General features: G+C 57.0%; 12 protein-coding genes. 5 read left to right on the top strand and 7 right to left on the bottom strand.

From position 1 onward, the window contains the following. Position 1 precedes the first annotated feature (1 nt). Both panC and rfaE2 read left to right on the top strand, forming a co-directional pair. Positions 2–832 (top strand): pantoate--beta-alanine ligase, encoded by an 831-nt coding sequence (gene panC, locus HNQ59_RS06875; protein ID WP_184036952.1) that lies wholly within the window; start codon positions 2–4, stop codon positions 830–832. Between the two features lie 40 nt (positions 833–872). Continuing rightward, positions 873–1367, top strand: coding sequence for a D-glycero-beta-D-manno-heptose 1-phosphate adenylyltransferase (rfaE2, locus tag HNQ59_RS06880; protein WP_184036955.1), 495 nt, complete (start codon positions 873–875; stop codon positions 1365–1367). A gap of 132 nt (positions 1368–1499) precedes the next feature. On the opposite strand, the gene HNQ59_RS06885 is transcribed toward rfaE2, so the two are convergent. From HNQ59_RS06885 to HNQ59_RS06895, 3 genes are all read right to left on the bottom strand, one after another. After that, positions 1500–4187 carry a TonB-dependent receptor gene (locus HNQ59_RS06885; RefSeq protein WP_184036958.1) on the bottom strand — a complete coding sequence of 896 codons (2688 nt, stop codon included), beginning with the start codon at positions 4185–4187 and terminating at the stop codon, positions 1500–1502. 160 nt (positions 4188–4347) lie between these two features. Then, positions 4348–6150, bottom strand: a complete 1803-nt coding sequence (recQ, locus tag HNQ59_RS06890) for a DNA helicase RecQ (protein WP_184036961.1) — start codon at positions 6148–6150, stop codon at positions 4348–4350. A 72-nt stretch (positions 6151–6222) separates the two neighbouring features. Further along, positions 6223–6969 (bottom strand): hypothetical protein, encoded by a 747-nt coding sequence (locus HNQ59_RS06895; RefSeq protein ID WP_184036963.1) that lies wholly within the window; start codon positions 6967–6969, stop codon positions 6223–6225. Positions 6970–7150: 181 nt separating this feature from the next. Between HNQ59_RS06895 and HNQ59_RS06900 the strand changes: the two genes are divergently transcribed. From HNQ59_RS06900 to HNQ59_RS06910, 3 genes are all read left to right on the top strand, one after another. Further along, positions 7151–8335: a glycosyltransferase family 4 protein gene (locus tag HNQ59_RS06900; protein WP_246490887.1), complete on the top strand. Its 1185-nt coding sequence runs from the start codon at positions 7151–7153 to the stop codon at positions 8333–8335. Continuing rightward, positions 8322–8858, top strand: coding sequence for a phosphatase PAP2 family protein (locus tag HNQ59_RS06905; protein WP_184036969.1), 537 nt, complete (start codon positions 8322–8324; stop codon positions 8856–8858). Before HNQ59_RS06900 ends, HNQ59_RS06905 begins: the two co-directional genes overlap by 14 nt. Positions 8859–8981: 123 nt before the next feature. Continuing rightward, entirely contained in the window at positions 8982–9176 is a 195-nt protein-coding gene (locus HNQ59_RS06910; RefSeq protein WP_184036972.1) for a hypothetical protein, read from the top strand. A gap of 137 nt (positions 9177–9313) precedes the next feature. On the opposite strand, the gene HNQ59_RS06915 is transcribed toward HNQ59_RS06910, so the two are convergent. From HNQ59_RS06915 to HNQ59_RS06930, 4 genes are read right to left on the bottom strand one after another with little or no spacing between them, the layout of a single operon-like run. Continuing rightward, positions 9314–10873 (bottom strand): cytochrome D1 domain-containing protein, encoded by a 1560-nt coding sequence (locus HNQ59_RS06915; protein WP_184036975.1) that lies wholly within the window; start codon positions 10871–10873, stop codon positions 9314–9316. Continuing rightward, the gene (gene nirJ / locus HNQ59_RS06920; protein ID WP_184036978.1) at positions 10867–12099 is read right to left on the bottom strand and encodes a heme d1 biosynthesis radical SAM protein NirJ; all 1233 of its coding nucleotides are present in this window, start codon (positions 12097–12099) and stop codon (positions 10867–10869) included. Before nirJ ends, HNQ59_RS06915 begins: the two co-directional genes overlap by 7 nt. A gap of 4 nt (positions 12100–12103) precedes the next feature. Then, positions 12104–12577, bottom strand: coding sequence for a siroheme decarboxylase subunit beta (ahbB, locus tag HNQ59_RS06925; protein ID WP_184036980.1), 474 nt, complete (start codon positions 12575–12577; stop codon positions 12104–12106). Beyond that, positions 12577–13359 (bottom strand): type IV pili methyl-accepting chemotaxis transducer N-terminal domain-containing protein, encoded by a 783-nt coding sequence (locus HNQ59_RS06930; protein ID WP_184036982.1) that lies wholly within the window; start codon positions 13357–13359, stop codon positions 12577–12579. Before HNQ59_RS06930 ends, ahbB begins: the two co-directional genes overlap by 1 nt. Between the last annotated feature and the right edge of the window lie 154 nt (positions 13360–13513).

Genomic DNA, 13513 nt, shown 5'->3' on the forward strand with positions numbered 1-13513 from the left:
CATGAAAGTCTTGCACTCCATTGCCGAACTCCGGGCCTTCCGCCAGCATGCCGGTCGGGTCGTATTCGTTCCCACCATGGGCAATCTCCATGAAGGCCACCTGTCATTGATCCGTCTGGCCAAGCAGCATGGTGATTCGGTCATCGTCAGCATCTTTGTCAACCGCTTGCAGTTTGGAGTGGGTGAAGATTTTGAGCGGTATCCACGTACCCTGGCACAGGACTGTGCCAAACTGGAGTCGGTTGGCACCGCAGCCGTGTTCGCACCGGCGGAGGATGCGCTCTACCCGAATCCACAACAGTATTGCATTGAGCCACCCGGCATCGCCAATGAGCTATGCGGCAAGTTCCGGCCAGGACATTTCCGTGGCGTGACAACGGTGGTTTCCAAGCTGTTCAATATCGTCCAGCCTGATGTGGCGATTTTTGGCAAGAAGGACTACCAGCAATACTTTGTACTGCGTGATATGGTGCTGGATCTGAACATGCCGATCGAAATCATCGGCGCGGAAACGGGCCGTGCAGAGGATGGCTTGGCGCTCAGCTCCCGTAATGGCTATCTGTCCGAATCAGATCGGGCGGAGGCCCCACGGATCTATCGTCACTTGTCCCAGCTTCGGGATGCCGTCCAGCAGGGGGCGCGGGACTTCGAGCTGCGTTGTCAGCAGGTGGTGGCAGATTTGGCGCAGCATGGGTGGAAGGTCGACTATGTCGAGGTGCGGGACGCCCACACGCTGGGGGCGCCCAGCGCCACTTCAACCCGCTTGGTTGCGTTGATCGCCGCTAAAATCGGCAATACCCGATTGATCGATAACATCGAAATCCAGCTTTAAATCACCTCAAGGGGCCTGTTGGAATACAGGCCATGTGCCGATGACCTATCTTCCTCCTGAATTTGAAAACAAGATCTGCACGCTGGATACCCTGCCTGATCGTGCAGCAGCATTGCCCAAGCCCTTGGTGTTCACCAATGGCTGTTTCGATATCCTGCACCGAGGGCACGTCACCTACCTGGCCCAAGCCCGCGCATTGGGTGCCGCCATGGTGGTGGGCGTCAATACCGACGCGTCAGTGAAGCGACTTGGAAAAGGCGATGATCGCCCGATCAATTGCACAGCGGATCGGATGGCTGTGTTGGCTGCCCTGAGTTGCATCGATCTGGTGGTGGCGTTTGATGACGACACCCCGTTGCAGCTGATTCTGGCCGCCAGACCCGATATCCTGGTCAAGGGCGGTGACTGGTCGGTAGACAATATCGTCGGTGCCAACGAAGTCAAAGGATGGGGAGGGGCAGTGCATTCCATCCCTTTCCTGTTTGAGCGCTCGACCACGTCCACTTTGAACAAGATCCGGCAGACACAGCGGTAAACCAGTTTGGCGTAAGCGCCATAGAAAAGCCTGCGGATGCAGGCTTTTTCTTTTCCCATCCCAGCATGCTTCAAAAAAAGGCCACCGAGTCGGTGGCCAGAAAAGAAGAGTGAGAGTACGGCTGATGATGGCTTACTTGAACTTGTAGTTCACCGAGCCATAGACATAGCGACCACGACCATCATGGGCGGCGCGTGCGAAGCCATAGTTCGCGTCGTTGCCGAATGTGATGAACGGCGGCTTACGATCGAACATGTTCTTCATGCCCAAGGTGAACTTGGTGTTTTTCAAGCCGCTGTATGTGCCTTGCAGATCAAACGTGCTGAAAGAGGCAATTTGGCGGGTGTCATTGTCGACGCGCTCGCCATTATTTTCATCTAGGAAGCGGCCTGTATAGTTCCAAGCGATGGTGCTACCCCAGGTGCCAGCATCCAGTGACACACTCATATTGTTGTGCCATTTCGGATCAGCATACAGCCCCACAGTCTGTTGCATGTGATCTTCAGGACGTTTGGCACTTTCATGTTTGTGCTTATAGGTCGCTGAATCTGTGATGGTCAACGCGCCAATGCCATCCAGCTTGAAGCGATAGCGCAGATCGATGTCCACACCTTTCAACAATGAGCTGGCAATATTCATGAATGGGCGTTTGACATGGTCGATTTCGCCTGGGTCTCCAGCACCGGCACCTGGCTGGCGCACGATCAGGTCGCTGTATTGGCTGGCGTGATCCAGGATGTACTGCTCATCCAGGGTATCGACAACGTTCTTTTGGCTGATCTTCCAGAAATCCATGCCAAACGACAGCGATTGGATAGGCTCAACCATGAAGCCCAACGAGTAATTGCGTGAGGTTTCCGGCTTCAGGTGCGGGTTGCCTGAAGTTCTGGCCTCGATCGATACCTTGCTGCAAGCCTTGATGGCGTCACAGCGAGGGGTGTCCGTCACGCGCTGGAAACCGGTCTGCGAGCCCAAGTACAACTGGCTCATGGATGGCGCACGGAATGCTTCACTGACTGAGCCACGGAACATCAATGACTTCATCGGCTGGAAGCGGAACGCATATTTGGGAGAGGTCTTTGAGCCAGAGTCGCTATAGCTGTCGCGACGCACGGCAAGTTGCAGCTCCAGCATGGAGTGCACGGGCAGGTTCGCCTCCAGATAAGCGGATCTGGTCGTCCGTTCCCCATCCGACCTTGCGCCGCCAGTGCCTTCGATCTTGCTGGCAGCCGATGCCGCGTCGCGCTGGTTGTAGACGGTTTCGCGGCGATATTCCGCGCCACCCGCCAAGCCCAGACCACCACCTGGCAGTTTGACGACATCTGAGCTGCTGAGTTTGAGATCTGCAAACTTGATGTCCGATTTACCGGTTTCAGAGGTGGATGCCTTGACTGTATCCCAGGTCGCGGGGTCGTTGGCGCCAAATGGATTCAAGCGGCCATCCTTCAGGGCATTGGCCAGCAGATCTTTGTGAAGGTAGTTCTTACCATTGCGCTCGGAAACCGACTTGGTGATCCCGACCGCTGTGTCGAAGTCAACATTGAACAGGGTGCCCTTCAAACCTGTCAGCAGGCGGCTGGCCTTGGTCGTGGTGGTAGTTTCACGATTGCCTGCCTCAATGGAACGCCAGCGGATGGAGGCCGTCTTTTTGAAAGGGTTGTTGGGGTTATTGGCTGCAATGGAATAGTTCGAACCAGAAATCGGTGTCGGTGCATTGATGGTCAAAGCTTCGCTTTGGCTGTAGCCCATTTCGGTGAACCAACGGACATTGTCGGTCACATCCACATTCAACAGGCCAAATAGGTTCTGACGACTGGTTGGCGGGGTGTTGTCCAATGCTGTCATGAAATCGTAAGCGCAATTACGATCTGCACCCGATGGCTGCACATTGCCTGCCGGGCAGCCCGGCATCGGCTTCCAGCCGGTCTGGTCATTGAAGTTATATGAGCCAGGCGCACCAGTTGGGCTGCGCAGGTCATCGCCACCCAGCTCGCGCTTATCAGCGCTGGCGGAGAAGGAACGATCACGGCTGGCAATGCGTTCGATCTTTTGTACATCCACTGAGAACAGGAAGTTGTACTTGTCAGCTTCCAGATCACCAACACCGGCAGTCAGATTGTAGTTCTGCTGCTGGCCATCACCCTTGGTGGTCTGACCATAGTTCACCTTGCTTTCCAAGCCTTGGTAGGACTTACGGGTGATGATGTTGACCACCCCGGCAATGGCATCCGAGCCATAAATGGCGGATGCGCCGTCTTTCAGGACTTGCACCTGCTCTACCGCAGACATCGGCAATGAATTGATGTCGACGAAATTCACCGTGCCGCCCAGTGCCAGACCATAGCTGGCGATACGGCGACCATTCAGCAGAACCAATGTGTTCTGCTCACCCAGGCCGCGCAGGCTGATACCCGCTGCCCCTGGTGCAAAGCCACCCGTGCCAGCAGTTTCATTTTGGCTGGAAACGTTGGATGACAGGGTTTGAACCAATTCGGAAATGCTCTGTGCACCGGTGCGGTCAATGTCTGCACGCTTGAATACGGTGACCGAGGTAGGGCCTTCCTTGCTGATGCGCTTGATGTTCGAGCCAACGACTTCGATGCGTTCGGCCTTCTTAGGCGCTTCTTTTGCGGCTTCTTCCGCGAACACCATCGGCACTGCAAATGCACTTGCTGCACCGATCAGGCCGATTTGATATGCCAATTGTTTGAGGCGCATTGCGCTCATCTCCCTTACTTTGTTGATTTCCTGTGCGGTGGACGGTATTGCCTGGCCGAGCGAGGCGAGTGCCAAGTCCGCATATGGATTGCTCTTTCGCATGGATTTATATGCGGTTTGAGCGGGGGGGCAAGTGTAAAGGAAATCGAGCGGTGGAAACGTGATGCCTGATAAATTGCAAAATTATGTAAAGAATGTTTTGTTTGTGTGAAATTTTTATGTTGTTATGTAATGTTTTGAGGTGGAAAATTGCGCAAAAGGTTCACTTGGCATGATTTAAGCGGTGCTTTTGCAGCACTTCCAGAAAGTCCGTGCCATATTTCTCCAGCTTGACATCACCGACCCCGGTGATGCCATGTAGGCCCTCCAGGCTGTTCGGGCGTTTTTCCAACATCTGCTTCAGTGTGGCATCACCGAAGATCATGTATGCCGGTACATTCTGTTCCTCTGCCAGCTGCTTCCGACACTGTCGCAACGCAGCCCACAGTTCCCGTTGTTCATCCGTATCCAGGGTGACGGTCGAGGCTTTGGTGCCCCCCCATTGTCGGGCTTCGCTGACTTTGCGCAATTGCAGGTGTTGCTCCCCACGCAGGATGCCACGGCAGGCGTCGAGGAGGTACAGTCCGCCATGCTCACTGACCCCGATCATGGCCATGGCGACCAGCTGGCGTAGCAAGGAGCGCCACTGGGCCTCGCTGATGTCTTTGCCGATGCCAAAGGTGGAAAGGTGCTGGTGGCCACATTCACGCATCTTGGCGGTGTCCTTGCCGCGTAGGATGTCGATGATGTGGCCCGCACCATAGCGTTGCCCGCTGCGATAGATGGTGGAGAGCGCTTTCTGGACTGCGGTGGTGGCGTCCCAGGTCTGTGGCGGGTTGGTGCAGAGATCGCAGTTGCCGCAAGGGGTGGCGTCTTCATTGAAGTAATGCAACAGCACTTGGCGACGGCAGCTGGGTGCCTCGCAATAGCCCAGCATGGCGTCCAGCTTCTGTCGTTCGATTCGCTTGATTTCGTCGGGCGTGCCTGATTGCTCGATCATGTCACGCAGTAGCACCATGTCTTGCAGGCCATAGGTCATCCAGGCGCTGGCCGGCAGGCCGTCCCGCCCGGCCCGCCCGGTTTCCTGATAATAGCCTTCCAGGCTTTTGGGCAGATCCAGGTGGGCCACGAAGCGGACATCCGGTTTGTCGATGCCCATGCCAAAAGCAACGGTTGCGACGATGATCGTACTGTCCTCTCGCAGAAATCGGGTCTGATTGGCCTGCCGGGTGCTGGTATCCAGGCCAGCATGGTAGGGCAGGGCGCGCAGGCCTTGTTCTTGCAGCCAGGCGGCGGTCTCTTCTACCTTTTTGCGTGACAGGCAGTAGACGATGCCAGCATCGCCTGGGTGCACATTGCGGAGGAAGTACAGGAGTTGCTTGCGGGGGTTGTCCTTTTCGACCACGGTATAGTGGATGTTGGGGCGATCGAAGCTGGATAGGAAAACCCGGGCAGATTGCAAAGCCAACCGATCGACGATTTCCTGTCGGGTGAGTTGATCCGCAGTGGCGGTGAGGGCGATGCGGGGGATGTCAGGGAAGTTCTCATGCAGAACTGAGAGCTGGATATACTCCGGGCGGAAATCATGGCCCCACTGCGATACGCAATGGGCTTCGTCGATGGCGAACAATGCGATGTTGCTTCGATGCAACAAGCTTTGGAAGCGTGGTGTCAGCAGGCGCTCCGGCGCGACATACAGCAGCTCCAATTCACCTGCCAGCAGGGCTTGTTCGATATCGTTGGCCTCGTGAAGCGCCAAGGTTGAATTCAGGAATGCTGCGCGAACCCCCAGCTGAACCAGTGCATCGACTTGATCCTGCATGAGCGCGATCAAGGGTGAAACGACAATGCCACATCCTTCTCTCAGCAATGCCGGGATCTGATAGCACAGCGACTTGCCGCCGCCGGTGGGCATCAGCACCAGGGCATCTCCCCCTGTGGCAACATGCTCGACGATTTCTGCTTGTTGCCCTCGAAAGGCGCTGTAACCAAAGGTGTGTTGAAGTACGCTGAGAGCTGTGGACATGAAAGGATGGAAAGGCGAAGTCAGGGCGGGATTATACCCTGACATGCCAACACAGCTGACTGTGGCTGAGGCTCAGTCCTCCAGCACATGCCCCAGATAGGCCCGGTCTTGTTTGCCGAACACCGCCCAGGCACGGTCATACAGGCCATTGAACGGCAGAATGCTGACATCGCCCACTGTGCGTTGCTGGCGGGTGATCAAGGCCTGCAGCTTGGTTTTGACCGGGGGGGTGATGGCTGGGTTGTCCAGTGGGGTGGCTTGCTTCTGTAGGCGTTGTGCATCCACGTTTTGAAATGGCATATACCAGTGTGCGTAGACAAACAGCGAGCGGCCACTGCCCAGTGCTTCACCCAGCATCTGCTGCAGCTCTTGAGTTGATTGGGGTGGCCTGATGGCCACGATTGGTAGGCCCAGTGCCTTGTCAGCTTTGTCCAGCAGGGCATGGACATCGGCCTCGGTGGTCTGGTCATACACCAGTTGATGATGGCGTACTGAGTTCAGGCTGCCATCAGAGTAGACAAGCAGCGTGGGGCGCTGCTGGTGGATGGCGTGAATGCCCCAGGCCAAGGCGCCGAGCTGGAGTGCGGCGATCATGGCCAGGTCGAATTTCAGACCTTTCTTACCCGGCACAAACAAGATCAGGGTCAGTAGCGGCCCCAAGATCAGATCGACTGGTGTTGCAATGCGCAGCCCTTGCCAGCCGCCATCGATCCAGAAGAAAGGGCCTGGGTACCAGTAGTAGATGCAAATACCGACCACAATACAGAAAATGACCAGGCTCATTGCAAAATGTATCAATGCAGCGCGTATGCGTGTCATGGCTTGCATCATGTCTTCCTTGTTACCTTGTTACCTTGTTTCAGCAGTGATACGTCATATTCTATAAAAATTGGCGCGTGATTGCCTGTTGTCGGATCGGTCATCAAAGTTTCATTGGATATTCATGTCGTTGTAGCCGTGGTGGCGCACATTGAAGTACATGGATACGCGATTACTTGTGATGAACGATCTGCCCGTATTGCGTAGGCAATTACGCTTGGCCATCGTCACCGAAACCTACCCGCCTGAAGTCAACGGCGTGGCCATGACCATTGGGCGGATGGTGTCGGAGCTGCAGGTCAGAGGGCATCAGATCCAGTTGGTGCGCCCACAACAGCATGCTGAAGATGCCCCGCGAGAAGGCGAGCAATATCAGGAGCTGTTGCGCAAGGGACTGCCGATACCTCGATATCAGGGGTTGAAGTTCGGCCTGCCAGCCAAGCAGGCGCTCACGACAGCCTGGCGGCGTAAACGGCCAGACTTGGTACATGTGGTCACGGAAGGCCCGCTCGGCTGGTCCGCCATCTCTGCGGCCATCAAGCTGAAACTGCCGGTCACTTCTGACTTCCACACCAACTTCCACTCCTACAGCCGCCATTATGGCCTGGGTTGGCTCAACAAGCCTATCCATGCTTATTTGCGCAAGCTGCACAATCGCTCTTTGCTGACATTTGTGCCCACCAATGAAATGGTGCAAGCGCTCGATGCAGCTGGCTACCGCCATCTGGCAGTGGTTGCCAGGGGGGTCGATACCCAGTTGTTCAGCCCTACCAAGCGTAGCGAGGCGTTGCGTCAGCAATGGGGGGTGAAGCCTGACGAGCTGGTGGTGTGCCATATTGGGCGCTTGGCGCCGGAGAAAAACCTGATGGTGGCGGCCCGGGCATTCGAGGCCATGCTGAGCACCGGCAGACGCTGCCGGATGCTGTGGGTGGGCGATGGCCCAGAGCGCAACGCCATGCAGGCACGTTTCCCTGACCACCTGTTCGCCGGCATGCGGCAAGGTGAAGACCTCGCCGCCCACTATGCCAGTGCGGATGTATTTCTGTTCCCCAGTCTGACCGAAACCTATGGCAACGTCACCGCCGAAGCGTTGGCCTCTGGCTTGGCTGTCGTGGCTTATGACTACGCTGCAGCCCGCGAACACATCCGCTCCCGACAGAGTGGCATGCTGGCAGCATTCAACGACGAGGCCGCCTTCATCGATGTCGCCTGTGAGCTGGCCAAGCACAGCCAATTGTTGAGCGACGTTCGGCAGCAGGCCGCCCTGTCAGTGGCGCATTTGAGCTGGGGGCAGGTTACGGCGGATTTCGAAACACATCTGATCAACGTCATTCAACAATGGGAGGCGCGTCATGAGCAGGTTTGATCACTCACTGGTCAGAATCGCAGATTGGGATCGTCGCCTGACCGAGCGGGCCAATCGGGCCAGCGCCTATCGCGGAGTACGCTGCTGTTTTTCGGTGATCAGCCGCCTGGGCGATGGCGTGTTCTGGTATAGCCTGATGGCCTTGCTGGTGTTGACAGAGGGTGCAGCGGCACTCAGGCCGGTATTGCACATGATCGTGGTGGGGCTGGCCTGCACCGCGCTCTATAAATGGCTCAAGGCATTGACCTCGCGGCCACGCCCGTATTGCCACAACGAACGGATCATGTTGTTCGTCGCCCCGCTGGATCAATACAGCTTCCCCTCTGGCCACACCCTGCATGCCGTCAGCTTTACCTTGTTGGCGGTGTATTACTACCCAGTGCTGGCCTGGGCGCTCATCCCTTTTGCGTGCTTGGTCGCCTTGTCCCGCTTGGTGCTTGGCTTGCACTACCCAAGTGATGTGTTGGCGGGCATGCTGATCGGTGCCTCGGTCGCCAGTCTGTCGATCAGCCTGCTGGGCTGACCTGACCTGACCTTGCCGGGTATATTGACTGGGCTCGGCGGTATTGCCTAAGTCATTGAATGGCATTGAATCAACCTGATGCACAGGCTATGCTGGAAATCTGATGATCAGGTATGAATTAACATGCGAATATATTCAATTATTATTCTGGCCGTATTGCTCAGCGCCTGTGGTAAACGGGATGAGCCCCCCGTGGCAATCTATCAGCATGAGCGTGAGCAGCTTGATAAAGCCAAGGCAATCGAGCAGACCTTTCAGAAAGCCGATCAGGATCAACGCAAGGCGATCGACGAAGCCAGTGGTGCCGAAAAACCATGAGCTGACCCGCCCCGGCCATCCATCATGGTATGGCCGAGGGGGCGGTCTGACCGGGGCTCGGTCATGTGATCATTCTGCAAACTGGCACCCGGCGCCTGGATGTGTCCGTCGTGGGTGTGGCCAACCTGAGCACAATGTCAGTGGCTGGTACCCGCTGAGCGGGTGATTTTGTTGTAGACGTTGTATTTGCCGACGGGTTTGCTCATGGGAATGCGTTTGATTTCCTTCCAGGTGGCCGCGTCAAACACGATCAACGCGCCATCTTGTTCCCACAGGCTGGCCAAAGCGTATTTGCCATCACGAGTGAATTCGATGTGGGCCAGGGTCTTGCCGGGCTCGGGGCGGACTGTCTTGACCACTTCCAGCGTGGCTTTGTCGATGATCTGCAGGGTGTCCTTGCCGGTGGGGCTCATCATGCTGTCCACCCAGACATAAGGCGTGTTCTCGTGGCTGCGCATGAAAAAACCCGGCCCCAGTGTGGGGATCTGCTTGATGGTCTGCCAGGTGCGCATGTCGATGACCGTGACTTGTCCATCTTTCAGATTGGGGGTGGCCAGGATGGGCTGGCCGTCTCTCAGCCAAGTGATGCCTGAGCCCAGATGCGGCATGCCAGCCAAATCCAGATCAGCGATCTTGCGGCGGATGTTGAGGTTGATGACTTGCCCCTTGCCATTTCGTGAGGCACCGATCAGGTGGGTGTAGGGCGGGTCGAAGAAGAAATCGTCGAGAATGTCATCCAGTGGGATGGTGATGGGGGTGAATTGACCGGGTTGAAAGACCGCCTCACCCAGTTGATGGTCATGCACCTGTCCCTTTGCCACGGGTGGCGCATCATCGGCATAGGGAATCTCCCAGGCCTCGGGTACATCTTTCAGCGCCACGATGAAGCTCTTGCGGGGGGCTGCATCATACACAGCCGAGACACGCGATATTTTTCCTTCCGCGCTCTGCGCGTCATACACCCGTAACAGGTTCAAATCCTGATCGAACAGCACGACCGATTGCGGCAGGTAATTGCCCGCCAGCACATAGCGGCCATCCGACGAGACGGCGATATTGCGGGTGTTGAGCCCCGCGCGGATTTCCGCAACGGTTTTGAGGTTCCAGATATCGAATTTGCTGATCCAGCCATCGCGCGAGGCAAAATAGACATAGCGGCCATCGGGGCTGAATTTGGGCCCGCCGTGCAAGGCGTAGCGTGTGGCAAAGCGATGGATAGGGGTGAGCTTGTCACCATCCAGAATGGTGGCGTGATGGTCGCCGCCTTCCACCACGACGAACAGGTTATGTGGGTCTGCCTTGAATACCGGCTTGTTCTTGAGCTGATCGGGGGCAGTGGTCTGCTGGCGTGACTGGCGAATCTGCTCGGCTGTCCAACCCGGCGTGTCGGCGGGCGGGGTATACAGATGATCGACCAGAGCCTGCAGCGCAGCGGGCTCCAGTGTGGTTCCAAAGCCGGGCATCTGGGTGGCGGGGCGACCATCGCGGATCGTCTTCAGTGCATCACTCCGCTTCAGGCGCTCCAGGCTTTGTGGCAACAGTGCTGGCCCCATGCCACCGGTGCGCTGCGCGCCGTGGCAGCTCAAGCAGTGTTGCTGATACAGCTCTGCCGCGTTGGGCATGGGCTCGGCCAAGACATGGCCAGTCATCAGGCCCGCCAACAGCGCGGCCCAGCGGATAAGGGTAGGATTCAGCATGTGGATACCCGTTTGATCGGAATATAGGGCGTGGTGGTGATGCGTTGGCTGGCGGCGGTGATGCCCAGCTCTTCATCCAACATGTAGCAGGCGGGATCTTCCTGCCAGGCGTCACCAGTGATCTGCCAAGCACGCACACGGGTGTTGCCACCACAGATATCGACATATCGACACTGCTGGCAACGGCCTTTCAATGGCCTGGGGTGTTGCTTGAGGCCTGCCATCAATGGGTCGCGGGTGTCCTGCCAGATGTCACCGAATCCACGATCCCGCACGTTGCCAAGCGGGTAGTCCCACCACATGGTGTCTGGGTGGACCACGCCCAGGTTGTCGATATTGGCGACATTGACCCCCGACGCGTTGCCACCCCATCTGGCCAGCTGATAGCGCATGGCTGCTTCATAGGCGGGGAAGCGCTCTCTTACCCACTGCAGCAGATACACGCCATCGGCATCGTTGTTGCCGGTGACAAATTCACGATGGCGACCCTGGCGGGCATCTTGCCAACAGGCTTCGAACAGCTGATCCATCGCCCAGCGGGTGGTGCGGTGCATCACATCATCGGCACGATGCTTGTTGCCGCGTCCGGCGTAATTCAGGTGCGAGAAGTAGAATTTGTCGATCTGCTCCTGATTCATCAAATCCAGTAAGAGCGGCAACTCCGCCGCGTTGTCCTGAGTCATGGTGAAGCGGATGCCGACCCGGATCTGCCGGGATTTGCAAAGCCGGATGCCCGCCAAAGAGGCATCGAATGCCCCGGCTTTGCGCCGGAAGCGGTCATGGGTGTCGCCCAGGCCATCCAGGCTGATACCGACATAGTCAAAACCCGTTGTGGCGATGTCATCGATGTTCTGATCGTTGATCAATGTGCCATTGGTGGATAGCCCGACATAAAAGCCCATAGCCTTGGCGCGGCGGGCAATCGGAAAGATGTCCGGATGAAGCAGCGGCTCGCCGCCCGATAGGATCAGCACCGGTACGCGGGCGGCTTTAAGGTCGTCCATCACCCGGTAGATCTCGTCGGTGCCAAGCTCGCCCTTGAAATGGGTGTCCGCCGAGATGGAATAGCAATGCTTACAGGTCAGATTGCAGCGGCGGATCAGATTCCAGATCACCACCGGCCCAGGCAAGGTCTGGCGCTTGGGTGGGGTAGTGGGCACCGCTGCGGGCTCGTCTGTTTGTTGAAGCTGGTGCAAGGCTTGCATGAACTGACTGATGCGGAACATGGCATTACTCCGGAAGGCGTAGGCCGGTTTTTTTGAGGATACGGGTGCTGTAGAGGGTATCGCTGCCTCGGCAGGCATCGCCCAGCACTGTGCGGATCACCGCAATCTGTTGGGTGGTTTCCTCACGGGTTTTACCGTGCACCATGGCAAATAGGTTGTAGGGCCAAGCCGGCAGGTGGCGTGGTCGTTGATAACAGTGGCTGACAAATGACAAGGCACCGATCTGTTGCCCAAGGACGTCGATCTGGCTGTCATCCACGTCCCACACGGTCATGCCATTGTGCCGATAGCCCAACCGATAGTGATTGGGCACGGCAGCAATACGGCGGATCAGGCCATGCTGCTGCATGGCCATCATGCGATCGATCACCTGCTGCTCGGTCAGGCCCAACTGCAGCGCCAGCGCGGCAAAAGGCTGTGAAACCAGTGGCAGGCCGGATTGCGTCAGCTGCACCAAGCGGTAATCGATCTCATCCATCACTTACTCTTTTCAAACCGCTGGGTGACATTGTCGAGCACTTCCAGAATCCGCTCGCTGGTGCTGACGACGTTTTGGGCGTTGCCGGCGTTGTGAGGCTGGGTCAGGGCCATATCCAGAAAGACCCATTGCTGGCTGGCCAGATCCAATTGTTGTTTGAGCGTGTTGCTCAGGTTTGGAGTGGCCGATAGCTGGGTCAGGTTTCGGTTGAACTCACCGCGCGCCTCTTGGATCACCTTGTCGCCATCAGCTTGGGTCACCCCCCAGAACTTCGCCAGATATTGTCTGGACAGCATCTGTGACAACATCCGTTGGCGGCCTGCCAGGTTGACGAATTTGCCACTGGGTTGGCCATAGGCGTCCTGCAGCGCCAGTGTGACCTCATTGGCTGTTGCCAACAGGCTGTCAGACTGGCTTTGCAGCTTTCTGGCCGTCACTTGGGTCACCGGGCCGCTGACCAGCTCGCGGAAGGCTTTCCACTGTTGTTCCTCTTTCTCGATGGCCGCGTCCACATTGGCTGGCAGGTCCGCTTGCTTCAAATCCGCCAATTGCTGCTCAAACGTCTTCATCGATTCATTCAGTACCTGCCGCCCTTGTTCCGGCAACACATTGGCCCCAAGCTGCAGATAGGCCTTGACGATGCGCTGCGACAACATGCGCTGGCGTCCGGCCTTATTGATCAGATCGGGGTAGGGGATTTCAGCGGCATAGGCGCTGGCCGAAACCAAAGCTGCCAATGCAAATATGAAAAAACGATGGGTAGTGCGTGCTTGTATCTTCATGGTTATGTTCCTCGCCCCGTCCAGGAAGCTGCTTGCAAAACGGCTGGGCGATCGCGATTCGGGGGCAGTGCTCGGAATCCTCATGTATTGCGCATCCACTTCGGTGCCTGAGCGCTGTCTTTCCCCAACTGACGGTCGCTCGCACATTCTGCAA

Source organism: Chitinivorax tropicus (assembly GCF_014202905.1).
GTDB lineage: Bacteria > Pseudomonadota > Gammaproteobacteria > Burkholderiales > SCOH01 > Chitinivorax > Chitinivorax tropicus.

Excerpts from the sequence above, each read along its gene's own strand:
- HNQ59_RS06915 (WP_184036975.1), bottom strand. The coding sequence starts at position 10,873 with ATGCTGAATCCTACCCTTATCCGCTGGGCCGCGCTGTTGGCGGGCCTG.
- HNQ59_RS06895 (WP_184036963.1), bottom strand. The coding sequence starts at position 6,969 with ATGACACGCATACGCGCTGCATTGATACATTTTGCAATGAGCCTGGTC.
- HNQ59_RS06930 (WP_184036982.1), bottom strand. The coding sequence starts at position 13,359 with ATGAAGATACAAGCACGCACTACCCATCGTTTTTTCATATTTGCATTG.
- HNQ59_RS06905 (WP_184036969.1), top strand. The coding sequence starts at position 8,322 with ATGAGCAGGTTTGATCACTCACTGGTCAGAATCGCAGATTGGGATCGT.
- recQ (WP_184036961.1), bottom strand. The coding sequence starts at position 6,150 with ATGTCCACAGCTCTCAGCGTACTTCAACACACCTTTGGTTACAGCGCC.
- panC (WP_184036952.1), top strand. The coding sequence starts at position 2 with ATGAAAGTCTTGCACTCCATTGCCGAACTCCGGGCCTTCCGCCAGCAT.
- HNQ59_RS06900 (WP_246490887.1), top strand. The coding sequence starts at position 7,151 with ATGAACGATCTGCCCGTATTGCGTAGGCAATTACGCTTGGCCATCGTC.
- rfaE2 (WP_184036955.1), top strand. The coding sequence starts at position 873 with ATGACCTATCTTCCTCCTGAATTTGAAAACAAGATCTGCACGCTGGAT.
- ahbB (WP_184036980.1), bottom strand. The coding sequence starts at position 12,577 with ATGGATGAGATCGATTACCGCTTGGTGCAGCTGACGCAATCCGGCCTG.
- nirJ (WP_184036978.1), bottom strand. The coding sequence starts at position 12,099 with ATGTTCCGCATCAGTCAGTTCATGCAAGCCTTGCACCAGCTTCAACAA.
- HNQ59_RS06910 (WP_184036972.1), top strand. The coding sequence starts at position 8,982 with ATGCGAATATATTCAATTATTATTCTGGCCGTATTGCTCAGCGCCTGT.
- HNQ59_RS06885 (WP_184036958.1), bottom strand. The coding sequence starts at position 4,187 with ATGCGAAAGAGCAATCCATATGCGGACTTGGCACTCGCCTCGCTCGGC.